At 35.2% G+C, this 22,705-nt stretch carries 19 protein-coding genes; all 19 read left to right on the top strand.

Going from position 1 to position 22,705, the window contains the following annotated elements; all coding sequences use genetic code 11:
• The first annotated feature begins 178 nt into the window (after nt 1-178).
• Nucleotides 179-1,045, top strand: coding sequence for a ketopantoate reductase family protein (locus QQS35_RS12560; protein WP_285932500.1), 867 nt, complete (start codon nt 179-181; stop codon nt 1,043-1,045).
• 309 nt (nt 1,046-1,354) lie between these two features.
• Nucleotides 1,355-2,980 carry a bacillithiol biosynthesis cysteine-adding enzyme BshC gene (gene bshC, locus QQS35_RS12555; RefSeq protein ID WP_285932499.1) on the top strand — a complete coding sequence of 542 codons (1,626 nt, stop codon included), beginning with the start codon at nt 1,355-1,357 and terminating at the stop codon, nt 2,978-2,980.
• Between the two features lie 239 nt (nt 2,981-3,219).
• Nucleotides 3,220-3,651: a division/cell wall cluster transcriptional repressor MraZ gene (gene mraZ / locus QQS35_RS12550; RefSeq protein WP_285932498.1), complete on the top strand. Its 432-nt coding sequence runs from the start codon at nt 3,220-3,222 to the stop codon at nt 3,649-3,651.
• 55 nt (nt 3,652-3,706) lie between these two features.
• Nucleotides 3,707-4,687, top strand: coding sequence for a 16S rRNA (cytosine(1402)-N(4))-methyltransferase RsmH (gene rsmH, locus QQS35_RS12545; protein WP_285932497.1), 981 nt, complete (start codon nt 3,707-3,709; stop codon nt 4,685-4,687).
• A complete protein-coding gene (gene ftsL, locus QQS35_RS12540; protein WP_285932496.1) occupies nt 4,684-5,070 on the top strand; it encodes a cell division protein FtsL in 387 nt (128 codons plus the stop codon). The genes rsmH and ftsL overlap by 4 nt, the downstream gene beginning before the upstream one ends.
• Before the next feature lie 19 nt (nt 5,071-5,089).
• Entirely contained in the window at nt 5,090-7,324 is a 2,235-nt protein-coding gene (locus tag QQS35_RS12535; RefSeq protein WP_285932495.1) for a penicillin-binding protein, read from the top strand.
• A gap of 81 nt (nt 7,325-7,405) precedes the next feature.
• Complete coding sequence (locus QQS35_RS12530) at nt 7,406-9,346, top strand: stage V sporulation protein D (RefSeq protein WP_285932494.1); 1,941 nt, start codon at nt 7,406-7,408, stop codon at nt 9,344-9,346.
• 163 nt (nt 9,347-9,509) lie between these two features.
• Nucleotides 9,510-10,982 (top strand): UDP-N-acetylmuramoyl-L-alanyl-D-glutamate--2,6-diaminopimelate ligase, encoded by a 1,473-nt coding sequence (locus QQS35_RS12525; protein WP_285932492.1) that lies wholly within the window; start codon nt 9,510-9,512, stop codon nt 10,980-10,982.
• Between the two features lie 65 nt (nt 10,983-11,047).
• On the top strand, nt 11,048-12,403 hold the full coding sequence (locus QQS35_RS12520) for a UDP-N-acetylmuramoyl-tripeptide--D-alanyl-D-alanine ligase (protein ID WP_285932491.1): 1,356 nt from the start codon (nt 11,048-11,050) through the stop codon (nt 12,401-12,403).
• A gap of 47 nt (nt 12,404-12,450) precedes the next feature.
• Entirely contained in the window at nt 12,451-13,437 is a 987-nt protein-coding gene (mraY, locus tag QQS35_RS12515) for a phospho-N-acetylmuramoyl-pentapeptide-transferase (protein ID WP_285932490.1), read from the top strand.
• A complete protein-coding gene (gene murD / locus QQS35_RS12510) occupies nt 13,434-14,783 on the top strand; it encodes a UDP-N-acetylmuramoyl-L-alanine--D-glutamate ligase (RefSeq protein ID WP_285932489.1) in 1,350 nt (449 codons plus the stop codon). Before mraY ends, murD begins: the two co-directional genes overlap by 4 nt.
• Nucleotides 14,784-14,936: 153 nt before the next feature.
• Nucleotides 14,937-16,049: a stage V sporulation protein E gene (gene spoVE / locus QQS35_RS12505; RefSeq protein ID WP_285932488.1), complete on the top strand. Its 1,113-nt coding sequence runs from the start codon at nt 14,937-14,939 to the stop codon at nt 16,047-16,049.
• A gap of 309 nt (nt 16,050-16,358) precedes the next feature.
• Nucleotides 16,359-17,159 (top strand): cell division protein FtsQ/DivIB, encoded by an 801-nt coding sequence (locus tag QQS35_RS12500; protein WP_285932487.1) that lies wholly within the window; start codon nt 16,359-16,361, stop codon nt 17,157-17,159.
• Entirely contained in the window at nt 17,143-17,835 is a 693-nt protein-coding gene (locus QQS35_RS12495) for a DUF881 domain-containing protein (protein ID WP_285932486.1), read from the top strand. Before QQS35_RS12500 ends, QQS35_RS12495 begins: the two co-directional genes overlap by 17 nt.
• A gap of 14 nt (nt 17,836-17,849) precedes the next feature.
• A complete protein-coding gene (locus tag QQS35_RS12490; RefSeq protein WP_285932485.1) occupies nt 17,850-18,569 on the top strand; it encodes a DUF881 domain-containing protein in 720 nt (239 codons plus the stop codon).
• Entirely contained in the window at nt 18,569-18,934 is a 366-nt protein-coding gene (locus QQS35_RS12485; protein ID WP_285932484.1) for a small basic family protein, read from the top strand. The genes QQS35_RS12490 and QQS35_RS12485 overlap by 1 nt, the downstream gene beginning before the upstream one ends.
• Before the next feature lie 190 nt (nt 18,935-19,124).
• Nucleotides 19,125-20,408 carry a cell division protein FtsA gene (ftsA, locus tag QQS35_RS12480; RefSeq protein ID WP_285932483.1) on the top strand — a complete coding sequence of 428 codons (1,284 nt, stop codon included), beginning with the start codon at nt 19,125-19,127 and terminating at the stop codon, nt 20,406-20,408.
• A 160-nt stretch (nt 20,409-20,568) separates the two neighbouring features.
• The gene (gene ftsZ, locus QQS35_RS12475; protein WP_285932482.1) at nt 20,569-21,699 is read left to right on the top strand and encodes a cell division protein FtsZ; all 1,131 of its coding nucleotides are present in this window, start codon (nt 20,569-20,571) and stop codon (nt 21,697-21,699) included.
• Nucleotides 21,700-21,991: 292 nt separating this feature from the next.
• On the top strand, nt 21,992-22,705 hold a 714-nt coding region (locus QQS35_RS12470; RefSeq protein WP_285930212.1), incomplete at its 3' end, for a transposase.

Raw genomic sequence — 22,705 nt, 5'->3', positions numbered from 1 at the left:
AACTTTATCACATGATTTTTGTGAGTTAACTTTATTGATTTTTAAGGGATTTAGTTCTACTCTATAAAAGTCAGGTCAGTTAAAATGTGATTGCTATTTGTATAGTTGAAACAGTAATTTTACTCGTGTTTTATTATTTGTATTAATAGTGTGTTCAAGTCAAGTTGAGGTGGTACAAATGAAAATAGGTGTCATAGGTGGGGGAGCAATTGGAATGTTAGTTGGTGCGCATGTATCATTGCTTGGCCATGATACTACTATTTATGTTAGGCGCAAATTACAAAAACAAGAAATCCATAAACATGGAGTGATTTTGCAAGGCGAAAATTTTTCTGCTCCAGTGAAGTCCTTATTAATAGGTGAGTGGGAGAAATCGGACATATTTTTCGTATGTGTAAAACAATATCATTTAAACGAGTTATTACCATTAATAAAAAAAATTCGATCACCTATTGTATTTTTACAGAATGGTATGGGCCATCTTGATATGATTGCTGCATGTAAATTAGAACAAGACATAATTGTTGGTACTTGTGAACATGGTGCAATTAGAAAAAACAATTATACTGTCCTTCATACAGGCAAGGGGAAAGTGAATCTTGCAATGTTAAAAGGGTACAACGATAACGTTGAAGCATTATGCTCTACGTTAAATGGTAAGAACTTTCCTGTTGTGTTTGAAAAAGAATGGCATCCGATTCTAGCAAAAAAACTAATAATTAATGCAGTGGTTAATCCGTTAACAGGGATACTTCAAGTGAAAAATGGTCAACTGTTATCCAATCCAAATTTTAAACGAATAGCCAAAAAAATATGTGATGAAGCATCAGGTGTTTTGGGATTAAATCCAGTCAAAGAATGGGATAATGTATTTGCAGTTATTAAAAAAACAAAAGACAATGATTCATCGATGAAAATAGATATCCAAAACGGAAGAATAACAGAAATTGAAGGTATAGTGGGTTATTTGATAAATCATGCTAGTGTTGATCTACCTTATTTAAACTTTGTGTATGAAACTGTTGTTGCACTAACAAAGGATTAAATTTATACTAGATTTTTCAAATGAAACATAGAAAAAAGTAACTATTTTATTGAAACGCCTTATTCTTCTAATTTATTTGTCTTATTTATAAAGAAGACTAGCAATAATAGTAAGATGTATATAAACATAATATGTGAAATTAATCTGACAATTATGTAAAATATGACTAGTACCTAAATTAAACGAGGCTACGCGAATATTCCGAGTGCCTGAAAGTGTGTGCATGTCAACATGACAACTTTAAGCATCCAGAGTAGTATTCTGCTAATGTGGAATAAATAGTGCCTAGATAAAAGGAGAAGGTAATCCATGTGGATCGACCCAATCACATTACATAATAAAAGTAAATTAATGAAAGATTATAATGCAGCTAGTGAAAATATCATGAATAAATTTGATTATCTACCATATGACTCTGATTCTTATCGTCAACGGGTTGTTGATTTATCTGAGAGGTCATTTGAACGAGATGAATTAGCTTCTTTATTAAAAGTTTTAAATGAAGGCTGGGGTGCCAAAGAAACAACACTACATAATATAGAACGTTTAAAAGATGAAAAAAGTGTCGTTGTAATTGGTGGTCAACAAGCTGGTTTATTAACTGGCCCCTTATATACAATTCATAAGATTATCTCTATTATTCACTTTGCAAAAGAGAAAGAGAAACAATTAAATATACCTGTTATACCAGTATTCTGGATTGCTGGTGAAGACCATGATTTTGCTGAAATAAATCACATTATGATGCAAAATGGACAGAATATGGAAAAAGTTAAAATCAACCATCGTATCAATGAAAAAAAGCCGGTATCATCCGTCAAGTTAGATAAGGAAATTACTTCAGAATGGTTGCATTCAGTTTTTAGAGGATTGAATGAAACAGAATACACGAATTCAATCTACAAATTGGTGGAAGAAGAATTAGATCGAGCTGATAGTTATGTTGATTTTTTTGCGAGGATTGTACTAAAACTTTTCAAAGACGAGGGTATCGTTTTAATTGATTCTGATAATTCCTTGGTTAGAAAAGCAGAAAGTGAGTTTTTTTGCAGTTTAATTAAAAAACAGCTAGAAATAAGTGAAGGAGTACATAGAGTTTTACAGGAACTAAGACAAGATGGATATTCTATATCTGTAGATGTCGATGAAAATGATGCTCATCTATTTTATCATATGAATGGTGAACGTGTATTGCTAGTTAGAACAGAGGATGGTCAGTGGATAGGTAAACAAAACCAATGTAGTTTTAGTACAGAGGAACTGTTACAGATAGCAGAAAGTTCACCTGAATTACTAAGTAACAATGTGGTTACACGCCCCGCTATGCAAGAGTTGTTGTTTCCTAGCTTAGCTTTCTTGGGTGGACATGGTGAGGTAGGGTATTGGTCATTATTAAAACCCGTCTTTCATGCGATGCAAATTAAAATGCCTCCTGTACTGCCCAGGTTGTCTTTTACATTAGTTGATCGCAAGGTTGAAAAGAAATTAAGGCTTCTATCATTAAACGCCACAAAAGCGGTAAATAGTGGAGTTAATCTAGAGAAAGGGAATTGGTTACTGAAGCAAACATATCCAGCTATTGATGAGTTAACAGAACAAGTCCAAACTGCGATAAAGCTTGCTCATAAGCCTTTAAGAGATTTAGCAGGATCAATAAGTCCAGATTTAAATGGTTTGGCTGAAAAAAATCTTTTCTACATACAAGAACATGTTGAATTCTTGCAAGAATCAGTAGTCAAATCCTTAAAGGATAAAAATCATAAAGTGTTACAGGATTTTAATACAATCCAAATAAACTTACAACCAGAGGGTGGATTACAGGAAAGGTGTTGGAATATCATTCCATTTATTAATAATTATGGACTAGATTTAATTGGTGACTTGGTGAATCAAGAGTACCAATATAAAAGTGACCATTATATTATTTATTTGTAATCCTTTTTAATTATTCCTCCACCTTTCACCACTTTTTTAGTAGATTACGGTTAATGCTAGACTAAAACGCTCTGTCTGAAGCAATTCAGCAGGGCGTTTTTTTGTGTGGAATTTTAATTTTTTAGATGAAAAGAAGCTTTAAAGTAAGAAGTAACGACCTTTACTTAAAATAATCAAAAATGAGTGGTGAAAGGTGGGGGATTGTGGTAAGATGAAAAAAGAAAGTGGGGGCGGACTATATGTTTATGGGTGAATTCCAACACAATATTGATACAAAAGGACGTATTATTGTCCCTGCTAAGTTTCGTGAGGGCCTTGGCGACATGTTTGTCCTCACTAGAGGTTTAGATCAATGTTTGTTTGCGTATCCCATGAATGAATGGCGCCTTCTTGAGGAAAAATTAAAAAAGCTACCACTTACAAAAAAAGATGCAAGAGCATTTACGCGTTTCTTCTTTTCTGGAGCAGTAGAATGTGAAGTGGACAAACAGGGTAGAATAAATATTCCAGCCCCACTTCGTAAATATGCTGTCTTAGAAAAAGAATGCGTGGTTATTGGTGTTTCTAACCGAATTGAATTCTGGGCAAATAGTGAATGGGAAACTTACTTTGAAGAGTCTGAAGAATCTTTTGCTGAAATCGCTGAAAACATGCTCGGTTTTGATATTTAAACTACATATAAAGACATGCAACAATGACTAAATAGCAAGAGTAGGTGATGATGATATGTTTGAACATTTTAGTGTGTTAAAGCAAGAAGCGGTTGATGGATTAAATATAGACCCAAACGGTACATATATTGATTGTACCCTCGGAGGTGGGGGGCATTCAGAAATGATTGTAAAACAATTAAGTGAACATGGATTACTCGTTGCTTTTGATCAGGACATGAATGCAATTAAATCTGCACAAGAAAGACTTCGTGAATATAGTGATCGTATCATATATATTCATGCAAACTTTCGTCTCTTAAAAGAAAAGTTAAACGAGAATAATATTGATAAGATTAATGGTATTTTATTTGATTTGGGGGTTTCTTCACCACAATTGGATCAAGCAGAACGAGGGTTTAGTTATCAAAACGACGCTCCTTTAGATATGCGAATGGATCAAACTCAAGAAGTAACAGCATTCGATGTGGTTAACCGTTGGCCTTACGAAAAGTTAGTTGGTATTTTCTTCAAATACGGTGAAGAAAAATTCTCAAAACAAATAGCACGAAAAATCGAACAAACTAGAGCTGAAAAAGAAATACGTACAACCTTTGAACTTGTAGATATTATAAAAGAAGCTATTCCAGCCCCAGCTCGTAGAAAAGGTGGTCACCCTGGAAAACGTGTTTTTCAGGCAATTCGAATCGCAGTAAATGATGAGTTAAATGCTTTTTTTGATGTATTACATCAAGCTGCAGAAGTTGTTGATATTGGTGGTCGTATATCAATTATTACGTTTCACTCGTTAGAAGATAGGTTATGTAAGCAAGCATTTAAAAAGTGGAGCACGATTCCACCGTTGCCTAAAAACATACCGATTATTCCTGAACAAAGTAAACCACCATTTAAAGTGGTTAACAGAAAACCGATTTTACCAAATGAAGAAGAACTAGAAGTGAATCGCAGATCTCGATCTGCAAAATTACGAATCGTAGAAAAAATAAAACCTTGGGATGGGGAATTTTCATATCAAGAAGGGTGGAATAAATCATGAATTCAAGTGAAGCAAGAAGCTGGCAACAATCGTGGGAAGAGGAGATTACTCCTAATAGACAGACGGAAAGTAAACCACAAGTTAAAATAAAGGTTAGTAAGCGATGGATTACACCTGGTGAAAAATTCATTTATACGCTTTTTAGTTTAGTAACCATAACTACTTTGTTGTTCACAGTTTCTTTTAGTTCCACAACGGATAGCTTAAATAGAGAAGTGCAACAATTAGAAAATGAAGTTCAACAGCAACAATCAATTAACGATAATCTACAATACAAAGTTAAAGAATACAGTAATCCTGATCGGATTTTAAGGATAGCAAAAGAAAATGGGTTAAATGTTCAAAATACGCAAGTTAAACAAGCAAGCTCATTTTCTAATTAAGTGAAAGCGGGGATACGAGATGAAAAAAAACAAAACTACACATGTTATGTCAGCCGTGATTATGCTTCTTTTTGTGGTAATGTTTTTAACTGTATCTGGTCGCTTTCTATACATACAAGGAACGGGAGAAGTAGCAGGTGTTTCTTTACAAGAGTGGGCAGACAGTAGACGAACAAATACGCATGAAATAAAAGCAGAGCGGGGTACCATTTATGACCGCAATAAAATGCCGTTGGCTCAAGACCGCTCTGTTTATCGTGTGTATGCAATTGTAGATGATTCCTTCTCTACTGACCCAGATAACCCGAAGCATGTAGATAATCCGCAAAATACAGCTGAAAAATTGGCTCCACTTCTAGATATGGATGGAAATGAACTTCAATCAACGATAGAGAATGGAATTGAAAATGATAGATTTCAAGTAGAATTTGGATCTAAGGGAAAAGAGCTTAGTCAAGAACAAAAAGAAGAAATAGAAGCTTTAAAATTACCGGGGATTAACTTTGTAAAAGAGTCAATAAGATTCTATCCTAATGGTGTATTTGCATCTCATATTATTGGCTTTGCTCAAAATAAAGATATTACCAATGATGATGGAGAAATAATAGAAACCATTGTAGAAGGTAAAACTGGGATAGAACAGCAATTTGACGAAAAGTTAGTTGGAACAAATGGATCTATTTCATATAAGCGTGACAAATTTAATGTTAAGCTATTAGACTCTGATGAAATTGTTCAACAGGCCGAAAATGGAAAAGATATCTATTTAACTATTGATCAAAAAATTCAAACACTACTAGAAGATTCGATGAACCAAGTAGTAGAGCAATATGATCCAGAGAGAATAACTGCAGTTGTAATGGACCCGAAAACCGGTGAAGTGCTAGCGATGAGTAATCGTCCAAGCTATAATCCTAACGATATTGGTAAAGTGGAGAATTGGTACAACGATGTAATCTCAACTCCTTTTGAACCTGGATCTACGATGAAAATTTTTACACTTGCAGCTGCCATTGAAGAAGGAGTCTATAACCCGAATGAACAGTTTAAGTCCGGTACTTATAAAATAGATGAAATCACTAGGCCTATTAAGGACTGGAAAAAAACATGGGGGAACATATCTTATGAAGAAGGGATTCAACGTTCTTCTAATGTCGGTGCTTCTAAGTTAGTCTGGGAGAAGATGGGAACTGACACTTTCCTTGAATATTTAAATGCGTTTGATTTTGATCAAAAAACAGAAATAGATTTACCTAGTGAACAAGCAGGAAAAATCTTATATAATTGGCCAATCGAAAAACTCACTGCATCCTATGGACAAGGTACTACTACTACACCAATGCAGCTCGTTAAAGCAGCATCTGCTGTGGCTAATAATGGAAATATGGTAAAACCGTATGTTGTTTCAAAAGTGATTGATTCAGAAACCGGAGATATCCTAGAAGAGCATAAAACAGAAGTGGTCGGTAACCCGATTTCTGCTGAAACGTCAAAGCAAGTACTAGATACATTAGAAACAGTAATTTCCTCAGAAGAAGGCACAGGTCATAATGTTTATAATTTAAATGATTATTCTGTTGCTGGTAAAACGGGTACAGCTCAAATACCGGATCCAGAAAGTGGTGGTTATTTAACGGGAGAGGAGAACTATATTTTTTCCTTCTTAGGTATGGCTCCAAAAGATGATCCGGAATTAATAATCTATGTGTCTGTTAAACAACCAAATCTCGATTTAGAAAACTATGAATCGGGGTCGGCGCCAGTTTCATTTATATTTAAAAATGTAATGGAGAATGGTTTGCATTATTTAAATATTGAACCAGATAAAGAGGAACAACAAGAAAAGATTGAAACAATTTCTATCCCTGAAATTGTTGGTCAATCCGTTGATACGGTAAAACAGGATCTTGAAAGCTTAGGTTCTAAGGTAACCATTATTGGTAAGGGGAAAACAGTTACTAATTCAAGTGTGAGTGAAGGTGATGAAGTCTTATCGAATGAACGAATATTACTATTGACGGATTCTTCTATTACGATGCCTGATATTAGTGGTTGGTCTCTAAGAGATGTACTTAGGTTAAGTGACTTATTGTCTCTGGAAGTTGAAGTAGTTGGAAGTGGTTATGCTGTAAACCAGAGTGTCTCAGTTGGAGAAGAAATTGGTCAAGAACAATCCGTTAAGGTTGAGTTTTCAGCACCTAAACAAGACGATGAGACTAGTGAGTCAACTCAAGAACAATCAGTGAGTGAATAGTTAAAAGATTTGCAGTGTTCTATTCGTTTTCTTTCATACATATATTGGATACAAGCATACCTGTAAGTGAGGAGATGTCCTATGAAACGTGTATCCAATGTAACAATGAGAAGGCGATTAGTCACTGTTTTTATTTTTGCAATTTTTATTTTTGCAATTATTACTGTGCGTTTAGGTTATGTGCAATTTGTAATAGGCGATGTGTTGATGGAACGTGCAAAAGCATCGTGGAGTCGAGATATTACCTTTGAACCTGAGCGAGGGAAAATTTTGGACAAGAACGGTGAGGTACTAGCTGAAAATGTATCTGCGCCAACGGTTATGATAGTACCTAGACAAATAAAGGAACCGCAAAAGGTTGCTGAGAGTTTAGCGAAAATATTAGATATGCCTGTAAAAGATGCATATAAAGAAATAACCAAAAACGCTAGTATTGTTCGACTTCACCCAGAGGGTAGAAAAATATCCGAGGAAAAAGCGGACTTAATCCAAACATTAAGTATGAATGGTGTCTATATCGCTGAAGATTCTAAACGTCACTATCCAAATGGAGAGTATTTGTCACATGTGCTTGGTTTTAGCGGAATAGACAATCAGGGATTAACGGGTCTAGAACTATATTACGACGAAAAGCTAAGAGGTGAAGCCGGAAGTTTATCTTTTTTCTCAGATGCGAAAGGTCAACGGATGCCTGATATGGCGGATGTTTATGATGCCCCAGAAGATGGTAATAACTTACAACTCACAATTGACTCGAGAGTGCAAACAATCATAGAACGTGAATTGGATCTAGCTGTATCAAAATATAATCCGGATGGAGCGTTAGCTATTGCAGTTGATCCTGATACTGGTGGCGTTTTAGCTATGTCCTCAAGGCCTAATTTTGATCCAGAGGAATATCAAAGTGTTGATGCAGATATTTATAATCGGAATTTACCGATTTGGAGTACGTTTGAACCAGGTTCCACTTTCAAAATTATAACGTTGGCAGCTGCATTAGAAGAAGAAGTAGTTGATTTATATGAGGACGAATTTACTGATGATGGTGCAATAAAGGTAGATGGTTCTACATTACATTGCTGGAAAAGTGGCGGTCATGGTCATCAAACATTTTTAGAAGTCGTTCAAAACTCTTGTAATCCGGGATTTGTAACGTTGGGACAGAAGTTAGGTAAAGAAAAATTATTTTCTTATATTAATAAGTTTGGCTTTGGTGAGAAAACAGGAATAGATTTACAGGGAGAAGAGAATGGAATCTTATTTAAACCTGAACAAATTGGACCTGTTGAGTTGGCGACGACTGCTTTCGGACAAGGGGTTTCTGTAACGCCTATCCAACAAGTAATGGCGGTGTCAGCAGCAGTTAATGGTGGGTACTTATATGAGCCCTATATAGCAGACTCTTGGGTTGATCCTGTAACTGGGGAAGTTATAGAACAAACAGATCCAACACTAAAAGATACGGTCATTTCTCAAGAAACCTCAGCAGAAATTAGAGAAGCCCTGGAAAGTGTAGTTGCAAAAGGTACTGGTAGAAGTGCATATGTGGATGGGTACCGTATTGGCGGCAAAACAGGTACAGCACAAAAAGTTGGCGATGATGGTAAATATATGAGTAACAACCACATTGTGTCCTTTATAGGTTTCGCGCCTGCAAATGATCCTGAAGTTGTAGTCTATTTGGCAATAGATAATCCCAAAGATACGGTTCAATTTGGGGGAGTAGTTGCTGCTCCAATTGTTGGTAATATAATTGGTGATAGCTTAAGAGCGCTTGGTGTGGAGCTTAGTGATGATGGTCTAGAAAAGGAGTATAACTGGCCCGATCAACCTCGTGTTGAAGTTCCAGATTTAATTGGGCTAACTCGGTCAGACATACAGCAATATTTAGTCAATTTATCAATTGAGGCAAGTGGTGAAGGCGATTATATTATTGATCAGGAACCCAAAGCTGGCGTGAAGGTAGAACAGGGAGAGCAAATTAGAATATATTTTGCTGAAAAAAATGAAGATGAAAACTAAAATCCGGTGCCGATAAAAATAAGTTCTGTTATAATAGATGATGCGTGTTAAGTGGCATTTTTAAAAAGTAATGCCCGTCCTGTGCATTTTATCTGCTAAAGAGATGATAGGAAATTTTTATTTATAGATCGATGAACATGAATTGACGTAAGGATGTGTAGTAATGAAACTTAGTGAAATCACTGAGATTTTACATTTGTATAAAGCAACTATAGCAATTGAGAATATTGAAGTAACCGGTATAACAATGGATTCAAGAGAAGTACAAGAAGGCAATTTGTTTATCTGTTTAAATGGTTTTACAGTCGATGGTCATGCATATGCAAAACAGGCTGTAGCCAAAGGTGCAGTGGCAATTATTGCTGAAAAAAACGTCAACGTTTCTGTTCCTGTTATCATTGTCAATGATTCTACTAGAGCATTAGCACTCATTGCCAATCATTTTTATAACTATCCTACAAAAAAGTTAAACCTTATAGGAGTTACAGGAACAAATGGTAAAACCTCCGTTACTTACTTGTTAGAAGATATTTTTAAAAAACATGATATAAAAACGGGATTGATTGGTACCATTCAAATGAAAATTGGAGATAAAAAGTATGATGTCAAGAATACAACTCCCGAGTCATTATTTTTACAGAGAAATTTTGATTTGATGGTACAAGAAAAAGTAGATACGGTAATGATGGAAGTGTCTTCCCATGCCTTAGATATTGGAAGAGTACATGGTTGTGATTTTGATATTGCTGTGTTTACAAATCTTAGTCAAGATCACTTAGATTATCATTCAAATATGGAAGACTATATACATGCGAAAAGCTTACTTTTCTCACAACTAGGAAATGTATATAACGCCACAAAACCAAAGTATGCTGTAATCAATAACGATGACCAAAATAGCAAATTCTTTTGTAGAAGTACTGCACAACCGATTGTAACGTACGGCATAGAGACAGAAGCTGATGTAACTGCTTCTAATATCGTACTTGATGCTAATGGTTCTCAGTTTTGTATGCATACCCACAAAGGTGACATATTAATTAAGAGTAAATTAATGGGCAAATTCAGTATCTATAATATGCTAGCTGCCGCTACAACAGCTATATGTGCTGGCGTATCACTTACTACAATTAAAGAGGCTTTAGAAGAAACAAATGGAGTCAATGGACGATTTGAACCAGTTATGGCGGGGCAGTCTTATGGTGTGATTGTAGATTATGCACATACCCCTGATTCCCTGGAGAATGTACTAACTACAATTCAATCGTTTGCTAAAGGTAAGGTATATGCCGTTGTGGGTTGTGGGGGAGATAGAGATAAATCGAAGCGTCCACTTATGGCTAATATTGCGGTAAAATTGGCTGATGTTGCTATCTTTACATCAGATAATCCTAGGTCAGAAGATCCTGAAAAAATTATTGATGATATGACTAACGGTATAAGTCAGAATAATTATCAAGTTATTTTGAATAGGAAGGATGCCATTACTTATAGTATAAAGTTAGCTAAAGATAATGATATTGTTTTAATAGCCGGTAAAGGACATGAAACATACCAAATTATTGGTACAGAAATAGGCAAGTTCGATGATAGGCAGGAAGCTGTTGAAGCAATTACCCAATATAATCTAAGTTGATTATTCGCTTTACTGGTTTAATGAGTAATCATATTAATAAAAAGAGGGCTATGAGGAGAATAAATATGTTATTTACTACAAGTTTTTTAGCCCAGCTATTTCCTGAGACAAAAGGGGTAGTAGCCGACGGGATTCCAATTAAAGAAGTAACCACTGATAGTAGGAAGTCTTCGAATAAATCGTTATTCATTCCAATAAAAGGAGAATCTTTTGATGGACATGAATTTATTAAGGACGCCTTTAATAATGGTATAGTTGCAACACTATGGAACAAAGACAAAAAATTACCTAGTTTTTTGCCTACTGATTTTCCGGTTTTTTTTGTGGAAGACACGTTACAAGCCCTGCAGCAGTTGGCACATGAATATCGAAATAAAATTGACCCGATTGTAATTGGAGTTACCGGATCCAATGGTAAAACTACAACAAAAGACTTAATTGGTTCTGTCTTACAGTCAACTTATAGGACACATAGGACAAAAGGTAATTTTAATAATCATATTGGACTACCGTTAACAATTCTTTCTATGCCCATAGATACGGAAGTACTTGTATTGGAAATGGGTATGAGTCATTTTGGAGAAATTGAGTTACTTTCTAAAATAGCAAAGCCTGACTTTGCGGTAATCACAAATATTGGTGAATCACATATTGAATTTTTAGGTTCTAGGGCAGGGATTGCCATAGCAAAAGCCGAAATAGTGGCCGGATTATCGAATGATGGACTATTGTTTATCGATGGAGACGAACCACTACTAGATAGTTTCCATAAAAAAAATAACGTTATAACGATTGGATTTTTAAATGATAATTCTCGAGTTATTCGTGAATATAATATGACTGCGAGTTATACTACTTTTCAGCTAAATGACAGTGACTTTCGCTTAAATATGTTAGGGAAACACAATGTGAAAAACGCTTCTTTTGCGATAGAAATTGCTAAACAACTGGATCTTCCACAAGAAAAAATAAATAAATCATTACTGAATATTGAGTTAACAGGGATGCGCTTTGAAATCTTAAAAGGGAAAAATGATGTTACAATCATCAATGATGCTTATAATGCATCGCCTACTTCCATGAAGGCTTCCATTGAAATAGTAAAACAAATGAGTGCTTATAATAGAAAAGTACTCGTACTCGGTGACATGTTTGAAATGGGAGAGCATTCGAAGCGATTACATCGTAATGTTGCACAAGTTATCACTGATGAAATCAGTCATGTGCTTACGTTTGGGGAAGATTCAGAAGAAATTTCTTCTGAAGTAGCACGATTAAATCCCTCTGTACGTGTACAACATTATCATACTAAAGAAGATATTATTCGTAATTTACAGTCTTATTTAAATGAAGAAACAATCATTCTTTTTAAGGCCTCAAGAGGTATGAAATTTGAAGCTTTACTAGAACAATTGGTTTAATAAAAAGACCGAATGGACGGTTTATCGTAGCAAAGGAGGAAACAATAATGAATGAATATGTATTAATAATTACCATGGCAATAGCATTTTTAATTACCGTCCTTATATCACCTATTTTTATACCGTTTTTAAGAAGGCTGAAGTTTGGACAGAGCATAAGAGAAGAAGGTCCAAAATCACACATGAAAAAAATGGGTACTCCGACAATGGGAGGAGTTATGATTTTATTAAGTGTGACGATTACTTCTCTGATTATGACAAACAAATTCAATCAAGGAACAATCAGTTTCGAAATGATTTTGTTATTACTGGTTTTACTAGGATATGGAACATTAGGTTTTCTTGATGATTTTATAAAAGTTGCATTAAAAAGGAATCTTGGATTAACATCGAAACAAAAAATGTTAGGGCAAATAGTTATTTCAGTCATTTTTTATATCATATTACGTCAAAATGATTTTCCAACCTATATTAAAATACCAGGGACAAGTTTTCAATGGGATTTAGGATGGGGATACGCATTATTAATCATTGTGATGCTAGTAGGGGCTTCAAATGCTGTTAATCTAACAGATGGACTTGATGGTTTATTAGCTGGAACTGCCGCCATTGCATTCGGTGCTTTCGGAATTCTAGCTTGGTATGGTATTCCTCAATATGAAATTACTATTTTCTCGCTTGCAGTTGTAGGAGCATTGTTAGGCTTCCTTGTATTTAATGCACATCCAGCAAAAGTGTTTATGGGTGATACCGGTTCACTAGCATTAGGTGGCGCCATCGCTGCTGTTGCAATATTAACAAAATTAGAAGTGCTATTAGTTATTATTGGCGGGGTCTTTGTTCTTGAAACGTTATCTGTTATTATACAAGTTATTTCCTTTAAAACTACCGGTAAACGTGTATTTAAAATGAGTCCCTTACACCATCATTATGAACTAATGGGATGGTCAGAATGGCGCGTAGTTAGCACGTTCTGGATAGTAGGACTTATTTTTGCTGCATTAGGTATTTATATTGAGGTGTGGATATTTTGAATCAGTTAACTAATTTTCCTTATCAACATGTGTTAGTGCTAGGCTTAGCTAAAAGTGGAACAGCCGCGGCAAAGCTATTAGTGCGTAGTGGAAAACGAGTACGTGTTAATGACCTAAAAGCAACGAGCGAAGATTCTATTGTTAAAGACTTGCAAACAAAAGATATTGAAGTAATCGTAGGTGAACATCCATTAACCGTTTTAGATGGAATTGATATATTAGTGAAAAATCCTGGAATTCCCTACTATAATATTGTTGTCCAAGAAGCGCAAAAACGCGGGATTCCAATAATTACAGAAGTAGAACTTGCTGGTCAACTCGTATCTAGTTCTTTAATAGGAATAACTGGATCCAATGGGAAGACAACGACCACTACATTAATCTTTGAGATGTTAAAGCATAGTGACCAACAAGTAAAGATTGCTGGCAATATAGGTGAGGTCGCAACTGAGGTGGCTGAATCTCTTCAAAAAGAAGAAACAATGGTAATTGAGCTTTCATCATTCCAATTGTTAGGTGTTCAAAAGTTTAAACCGAAAGTATCTGTAATACTAAACTTGTTTGAGGCTCATCTTGACTATCATGAAACGTTTGAAAATTACAAGAATGCAAAAGCTAACATTTTTATGAATCAAACAGAGAGTGAGTATTTAATTTATAATGCGGATGATCCAAAGGTAGTTGAAATGATTCAATTTGCAAGAGCTACTAAAGTTCCATTTAGCACGGAGTTGAAACAAGAAGCTGGTGCGTGGTGCGATCAGGAATTCGTTTATTTCAAAAATGAAAAAATTATCGCTCTAAATGAAATTGCACTTGTTGGAAAACATAATATCGAGAATGTTATGGCTGCAATCAGTGCTGCTCTATTAAAAGGGGCAACCAAAAAAGGGATTTCCCAAGTATTAACAACATTTACTGGCGTTAAACACCGGCTCCAGTTTGTTGAGAATATAAATGGTAGACTCTTTTACAACGATTCAAAAGCAACGAACATATTAGCAACATCAAAGGCGCTAAAATCTTTTGATCAATCAACGATCCTTTTAGCAGGTGGATTGGATAGAGGAAATGACTTTGATGAATTATTACCTTATTTAAAAAATGTTAAAGCAATGGTAGTCTTTGGTGAAACAGCATTGAAATTACGAGATATTGCTTATAAATCAGGAATAGAAAAGGTTGAATTAGTCGATAATGTAAAACATGCCGCACAAAAAGCATACCAGTTATCAAACAAGAATGATGTTATTCTCTTATCTCCTGCTTGTGCAAGTTGGGATCAATATCGCACATTTGAAGAAAGAGGGGACATGTTTATCAATGCTGTGCATACATTAAAGTAGGGGCTTGTTTTACTTATACTATCTAATATACAACCAATAAATAACTGGTTTGTTATATCATATAGTATGGGAAACCTTCTGGACAATTGCTTGCTATACAAGTGGTTGTCGAGTTTTTCCTTAAGCCCCACCTTCGGGAAATGGGGTGTTTTTTTGTTTAGATCCAATCGGAAATTGAAAAATGGACCGGATTTAATTTTGACTTTAACCATTTTTGCACTACTTATAGTTGGTGTTGTCATGGTTTATAGTGCGTCTGCGATATGGGCAGACTACAAGTTTAATGATTCCTTTTACTTTGCTAAGAGACAATTGTTATTTGCAGTGATAGGAATTATCGCGATGATTTTTATAATGAATATTCCATATTTAACTTGGCGCACATATTCCAAACCAATTTTGTTTATTTGTTTCGTTTTACTAATTGCAGTACTGATACCTGGTGTAGGTCTGGTACGAGGTGGAGCGAGAAGCTGGATAGGTGTAGGAGCCTTTAGTATCCAACCTGCTGAATTTATGAAGCTAGGATTAATTATCTTTTTATCTACATATCTAGCTGCAAATCAGAAGTATATCACTTCTTTAAAAAAAGGTTTCATGCCTTCATTGCTTTTAGTATTCGTCGCTTTTGGATTAATCATGCTTCAACCTGATTTAGGAACAGGGGTTGTACTCGTTTTAACGTGTCTTATTATGATCTTTGTTGCAGGGGCTAAAATTTCACACTTTATTTGGTTAGGAATAATAGGTGTAGTTGGTTTTCTTGGCTTAATAATCTCTGCGCCTTATCGAATTAATCGTATTACAGCCTTTTTAAATCCTTGGGAAGATCCTTTGGGGAATGGGTTTCAAATTATCCAGTCTCTCTATGCAATTGGACCAGGTGGTTTAATGGGAATGGGACTAGGTCAGTCATTACAAAAATTCTTTTACTTACCAGAACCACATAACGATTTCATTTTTGCAATTTTAGCTGAAGAGCTTGGATTTATCGGTGGTACGTTTGTATTGTTATTATTTTTGCTATTAATGTGGCGGGGAATACGTGTATCTCTAGCAGCACCAGATACGTTTGGTAGCTTATTGGGACTTGGAATTGTAAGTATGCTATCCTTACAAGTAATGATAAATATAAGTGTAGTAATTGGCTTAATACCTGTAACAGGAATTACACTGCCTTTTCTGAGTTACGGTGGGTCATCGCTAACGTTAACATTATGTTCGATTGGGATATTATTAAATATCAGTAGATATGCAAAATTATAAATACCTGGTTACGTATGACGAATTTTTAAAGACCTATTATCCATAGACAGTTATGGCAATTCTATCCATTTGAAATAAAATGAATAGAATTGCTTATTTTTTTGTTGAAAAATTCGGCCTATAGTAATGGAGAAATCAGGCACGTAAGTTGCTGAAATATGATATAATTTTAATATATGAAAATTCAAACGGCATATTAGGTGCCGTTTCCTTATTTTTATTTTGAATCTATTAATATAATCAAAATATGTCGTTGTTTTAAAGGTAGAGTAGCATATATACTATATTATAAAAGGGAAGAATTAGGAGATGAGTAAGAAAAAAGTTGTTTCTATAGAGGATAGAATTCCTAAATTAAAGCAGGCTCGGAAAAAGAAAGCAAATCGGCGTTTGGTATTTTATTTAACCCTTTTTTTTGTGTTAATTTCAATTGTCGTTTATTTGCAATCTTCCCTTAGCAATGTACACCATATTAATGTTGTTGGTAATAGTTACATATCTAAAGAAGAGATTAGAAAGTTAAGTGAAATAACAAATGATGATAACTTCTGGAGTATAGACAAAGAAAGTATACAATCTAATATATCTCAACATCCGGAAATAAAAAGTGCGGATGTTTCCAGATCGTTTCCAACAACGGTTAATATAGGTGTACAAGAACTAGAAAGGGTTGGATATATTAAGCAGGATGGTATCTATTTTCCTTTGCTAGAAAATGGTGATAAACTAGATTCTCATCCTTTAGAAACAATGTCGGGTGATGCACCTTTTTTAACAAATTTCACTAAGCCAATCTATTTAAATGAATTAGCCAAAGAACTACTAGCACTACCAGATACGATTGTTGATTTGATCTCAGAGATTACTTGGCAACCGACGGAAGGTAATCCTTATAAAGTGTTAGTTTTCATGAATGATGGTTTTGAAGTTGAAGCTTCTATCCGTAATTTTTCTAAGTCTATGAAGGTATATCCATCTATCACTTCTCAGTTAGAAGAAGGAAGTAAAGGAATTATTAATATTGGGGTTGGTGGAGCTGTATTTAATCCTTATAGTGACGATATCAATACAGAAATAGAAAAGGAGAGCCAAAATGAAGGTGAAAGGTAGACACGTTATATTTTCCCTAGTTTTGCTCGTGTTTGGATTTCTTCTCTCATTTAGCTATCAACATACAAAAAGCGATTCTCAAGTAATTCAATTATCTGATCAGGAATGGGAGAAAGATTACTATTATCGACAACAGCTAATAAATTTAGAAGGGAAAAACCATGAACTACGCGAAGAATTAAACGGAAATAGGCAGGATATACAGAGGTTAGAAGAAGAACTTGGTAAACAAGAAGTAACGTTAGGTGAGTATGTTGAGAGAAAGCAGCAACTCCAAATGCTTACGGGTGAACTACCAATTAAAGGGGAAGGCTTACAGGTAGAGTTAAGAGATACAGAATACATCCCAAGTGAAGAGAATGCAAATCAATATATTGTTCATGACCGTCATGTTCAGTTAATTATCAATGAATTGTATAGTGCAGGAGCAAAGGCTATTTCTATTAATGGACAAAGAATTTATAAGGATAGTTTTGTTACTTGTATTGGACCGGTCATTTCTGTTGATGGTATTCAGCACCCAGCACCATTTATTATTGCTGCTATTGGTGAAAAGAATGTACTAGATGTTAGTTTGAATTTAACCAACGGTGTGATAGACACATTAGTCAATGATAATATTGAGGTTGAAGTTGAGAAAAAAGATTCGATTGAGATGGAAGCAAGGATTAGTTAGGAAAGGTGATACCATTGCAACTTAGAAATAAAATTATTATATCCTTGGTATGTGCATTTACAGGTTTAATGATTGCCATACAATTTCAATCGACACAAGAACCAACGGAACGAGATACAAGAGACCTTTGGGAAATAAGATCACAATTACAAGTAGAGCAAAAGAAGCAACAACAACTTTATCAACAAATTGCAGAAATGGAAAGTATTAAGGATCAATATGAAGCAATGTCAGAACAAGAACAAATTGATACATTAGTGGATTCGATTGAAGAATTAGAGCAAAAAGCAGGGTTAACAGATATTTCTGGAAAAGGTATTTTAATTCATATTAATCCGATATATGTAGAGATGGACACTGAACAGGAATATCCTGAAATTTCTCCAGAGTTATTGAACCGATTAATTAACGAACTAAATAATTATGGAGCAACAGAAATTGCGATTGAGAATGAACGTGTGATTAACATAACACCAATTCGTTATGTGAATGGAAAAACGTATGTAAATAATCGTGCGCTACCTAGTCTGCCATTGCAAATAAAAGTACTAGCAGCTAACCCTGAAAGATTATTAGATCACATAGAAGTGAGTCAATCAAGAGACTATTTTGCAATTGAAAATCTGGATTTAACCGCAGAGGTAAGTGATGAACTTTTATTACCAAAATATGAGGGGAATATTAATCTAGATAACCTTGAAGTAAACGAATCACAAGAAACGGGTGAAGAATAATGTGGCTACCAGCGTTATTTTTGGTAGTTGGTTTAACACTAGGCTTACTAACCAATATTACAATTCCAGATCAATATTCCAATTATCTGTCTATAGCTGTACTAGCTGCATTTGATACATTATTCGGTGGAATCAGAGCGCATTTAGATGGTAAATTCGATGATAAAGTCTTTATAACTGGATTTTTCTTTAATATTAGCCTGGCTGCCCTTTTAGCTTTTCTAGGGGTGCAACTTGGGATAGACTTATACCTTGCGGCCGTCTTTGCATTTGGTGTAAGATTATTTCAAAATATAGCAATTATTAGAAGAATATTAATAGAAAAATTTAATCAAAAGAAAAATGAAAAAAAATCAAGAAAATAAGAGGAAATTCGTCGTTTTGTGTAGAATATTGTTATTTAGTTATTCATAAACTTATAAAAAAATAAAAATAGGCTGAAGATTTTTGGTAATTTATACAAATTGATAAATATTATTTTAAATTGATTGTAATTCCTTCAATTATCCGATAATATTTGAACTATTCAGATGCCTTAAATTAGGAGGTGCCTCTTTGAACAACAATGAAATATTAGTCAGCCTGGATATAGGTACATCAAAAATTAAAGTGATTATTGGAGAAGTTCTCAACGATTCCTTGAATATTATAGGAGTTGGCACTGCTAAGTCAAATGGAATGAAAAAAGGTGCCATCGTCGATATAGATGAAACTGTTCAATCTATTAAAACTGCTGTTGAGCAAGCAGAAAGAATGGTTAACATGCAAATTGATAGAGTGATAGTTGGGATTAATGGTAATCACGTACAATTACAACCTTGTCATGGGGTGGTAGCTGTATCAAGCGAGAATAGAGAAATTGGGAATGATGACATTAAAAGAGTAATTGATGCTGCACAGGTAGTCTCCATCCCACCTGAGCGAGAAATTATCGATGTAATACCAAAACAATTTATTGTTGATGGGTTAGATGAGATTAATGATCCTCGTGGCATGATAGGTGTTCGGTTAGAGATGGAAGGTACCATTATTACCAGTTCAAGAACAATGCTACATAACATTTTAAAGTGTGTGGAAAGAGCAAATTTAGAAGTGTTAGATATTTGTCTGCAGCCTTTGGCCTCAGGTTCTATAGCACTATCAAAAGATGAAAAGAATTTAGGTGTGGCGTTGATTGACGTTGGTGGTGGAAGCACAACCATTTCTATTTTTGAGAATGACCACTTAATTTCAACTAGTATTATTCCCCTGGGTGGCGATAACATCACGAAGGATTTATCTATTGGTTTGCGGACGTCTTCTGAAGACGCTGAAGGATTAAAGGTGAATCATGGACATGCTTTTTATGAAGAAGCAAGAGAAGAAGAAACTTTCGAAGCTTCTATTATTGGAAGTAACAAAAGGCAAACATTTAATCAATTACAAATTTCTGATATGATTGAAGCTAGGTTAGAGGAAATTTATGCCTATGCAGAAAGAGAAATAAACAAAATGGGGTACAGTGAACTTGCTGGAGGTTATGTATTAACAGGTGGATGTATGAGTTTACCTGGAGCACTAGATCTTGCACAGGACTTATTCCAGACGAATGTCCGAATTGCTATACCAGATTACATAGGTGTAAGAGAGCCTCAATTCACCTCAGGTGTAGGCATTCTGAAATTCGCTTATCGCAATGCTAAAATTCAAGGAAAAGAAATGTTAGAAGCAGTTACTGTAGCAGAACATGAGGTACTGAAACCAACAAAACAAAAACGAACAACAAAACAAAAGCAAGTGACACCAGGTAAGAAAAAGGAATCAGGAATCGCTAATTTATTCAAGTATTTCTTTGATTAAAGCATTCCTAAGATGTGTGTGTTCAAAACTTACAATGGTGTACAAGCAAATATAAGTTAACTTATAATTTAGGTACTTAGTAAATTTTGGACAACCTCTAACAGATAAAAACATAACTTCAATGAATCTTGTAAACTTGCGAATTAGGAGGAACTATACAATGTTAGAGTTTGATACGAATATGGATCAGCTAGCAACGATAAAAGTAATCGGTGTTGGTGGTGGTGGAAGTAACGCAGTAAACCGAATGATTGAGCACGGTGTTCAGGGTGTCGAATTTATAGCTGTAAATACAGATGCACAAGCACTAAACCTTTCAAAAGCTGAAGTGAAAATGCAAATCGGCACAAAACTTACACGAGGTTTAGGAGCAGGTGCTAATCCTGAAGTTGGTCGCAAAGCTGCTGAAGAAAGTAAAGAGCAGTTGGAAGAAGTGTTAAAAGGTGCAGATATGGTATTTGTTACAGCCGGTATGGGTGGAGGAACAGGTACTGGTGCAGCTCCGGTTATAGCACAAGTTGCTAAAGAGATTGGTGCTTTAACTGTAGGTGTAGTAACAAGACCATTTACATTTGAAGGACGTAAACGTTCAACTCAAGCTGTAAGTGGTATCGATGGTTTAAAAAGTAGTGTAGATACTTTAATCGTTATTCCTAACGACCGTCTTTTAGAAATTGTTGATAAAAATACGCCAATGCTTGAGGCATTCCGTGAGGCAGATAATGTACTTCGACAAGGTGTTCAAGGTATTTCCGATTTAATTGCTGTTCCAGGGCTAATTAATGTTGACTTTGCTGATGTTAAGACAATAATGTCAGATAAAGGTTCAGCATTAATGGGTATAGGTATTGCTACTGGTGAAAGTAGAGCTACAGAAGCTGCTAAAAAAGCTATTTCTTCACCTTTATTGGAAACCTCTATCGATGGAGCGCATGGTGTATTAATGAATATAACTGGTGGTGCAAACTTAAGCCTTTATGAAGTTCAGGAAGCTGCTGACATTGTAACTTCTGCTGCAGATCAAGAAGTGAATGTAATCTTTGGTTCGGTTATAAATGAGGATCTAAAAGATGAAATTGTAGTAACAGTAATTGCAACTGGCTTTGATGAAACACAAGCCACAGCAGCACAACCAAAACAACGTCCTGTTGCAACACCGAAGCAACAAACAGGCGAAAAACGCCGCGAAGAAGGCACGCGTGAAGCTGCTCCTACACAACAGAAGGTAAAGCAAGAGGAAGAGACTTTGGACATACCTACTTTTCTTCGTAACAGAAACCGTAGAAGATAATAGTAATAGGTAAAAAGCAGATGGAATCTATATGATTTCATCTGTTTTTTTGTTCTTGTCTGGAAATTATAAAACTTGCTAGAAATAGACAATGTACAGAAACAACAACAGTTCCCTTAACGCTTTTCTTAATGATATAGGTTAGCAGAAAAAAATAATAAGGCTCTATACTGAATGTGGTGGTGTCCTCAGTCCTATCAAGGGACAAAAGAAAAACAAAAAAATACACTCATTCCCCTCTCTTTTGTTAACCTAAAGTTGTTGAGACAAAAGGAAAAAGGAGAGGGAAAGAGTGCAAAATCATTTTATCATAGAAATGTTAGGGATTAAAGACAAGCATGTTGATGTATGGGATTTCAGTGATCAATCCGACTATTTGTTGGTGGAATTGCGGACAAAAGTCAAAAAACAGAAGTGTCCGTTTTGTAGTACGAAAACGAAACGTGTTCATGGTTATCGCAACCAGAAAATCCAGGGATCAATTATGTCTAATAGATCCTTGAAAATTTCCTTATGCAAAAGACGATACCTCTGTGTGAATTGTAACCATACCTTTTACGAAAAACTACAGATGGTGGATCGCTATCAGCGGTGTACAAATGTGGTGCAGACGACTGCGTTAACTTATACGGCTGTTGGTTCTTTTACTACTGCAGCTCAGTTAACAGGGATGACGACAAATCGATTATTGCGCTTATTTAATCGACATAAAATCGAAACTACAAAAGTTCTTCCGCGAGCTATATCTATTGACGAATTCAAGGGTGATGCAGGTGGGGAAAAGTTTCAAACCGTCATCGCAGATGTAGAGAATAAAGAAATTGTGGATGTGTTATCCGATAGAAAAGTAGACACAATACAGTCCTATTTACAGTCCTGTGATACCAGTAAGACGGAGATTGTGGTGATGGATTTGTCAAAGTCTTTCAAGCAAGCTGTACGTAAGGCATTGGGTAATCCATTAATTATTGCTGACCGGTTTCACTTCATGCGCCAAGTGTATTGG

The organism is Aquibacillus rhizosphaerae (assembly GCF_030282825.1).
Taxonomy (GTDB): Bacteria; Bacillota; Bacilli; order Bacillales; family Amphibacillaceae; genus Aquibacillus_C; species Aquibacillus_C rhizosphaerae.
The sequence above is the reverse complement of the archived record's forward strand: the minus strand, read 5'-3'. Positions and strand labels throughout refer to the sequence as shown.

Coding starts and splice junctions, on each gene's coding strand:
- ftsZ (WP_285932482.1), top strand. CDS start 20,569: ATGTTAGAGTTTGATACGAATATGGATCAGCTAGCAACGATAAAAGTA.
- QQS35_RS12495 (WP_285932486.1), top strand. CDS start 17,143: ATGAAGGTGAAAGGTAGACACGTTATATTTTCCCTAGTTTTGCTCGTG.
- bshC (WP_285932499.1), top strand. CDS start 1,355: ATGTGGATCGACCCAATCACATTACATAATAAAAGTAAATTAATGAAA.
- QQS35_RS12560 (WP_285932500.1), top strand. CDS start 179: ATGAAAATAGGTGTCATAGGTGGGGGAGCAATTGGAATGTTAGTTGGT.
- mraZ (WP_285932498.1), top strand. CDS start 3,220: ATGTTTATGGGTGAATTCCAACACAATATTGATACAAAAGGACGTATT.
- QQS35_RS12500 (WP_285932487.1), top strand. CDS start 16,359: ATGAGTAAGAAAAAAGTTGTTTCTATAGAGGATAGAATTCCTAAATTA.
- rsmH (WP_285932497.1), top strand. CDS start 3,707: ATGTTTGAACATTTTAGTGTGTTAAAGCAAGAAGCGGTTGATGGATTA.
- QQS35_RS12485 (WP_285932484.1), top strand. CDS start 18,569: ATGTGGCTACCAGCGTTATTTTTGGTAGTTGGTTTAACACTAGGCTTA.
- QQS35_RS12530 (WP_285932494.1), top strand. CDS start 7,406: ATGAAACGTGTATCCAATGTAACAATGAGAAGGCGATTAGTCACTGTT.
- QQS35_RS12525 (WP_285932492.1), top strand. CDS start 9,510: ATGAAACTTAGTGAAATCACTGAGATTTTACATTTGTATAAAGCAACT.
- ftsL (WP_285932496.1), top strand. CDS start 4,684: ATGAATTCAAGTGAAGCAAGAAGCTGGCAACAATCGTGGGAAGAGGAG.
- QQS35_RS12535 (WP_285932495.1), top strand. CDS start 5,090: ATGAAAAAAAACAAAACTACACATGTTATGTCAGCCGTGATTATGCTT.
- mraY (WP_285932490.1), top strand. CDS start 12,451: ATGAATGAATATGTATTAATAATTACCATGGCAATAGCATTTTTAATT.
- QQS35_RS12520 (WP_285932491.1), top strand. CDS start 11,048: ATGTTATTTACTACAAGTTTTTTAGCCCAGCTATTTCCTGAGACAAAA.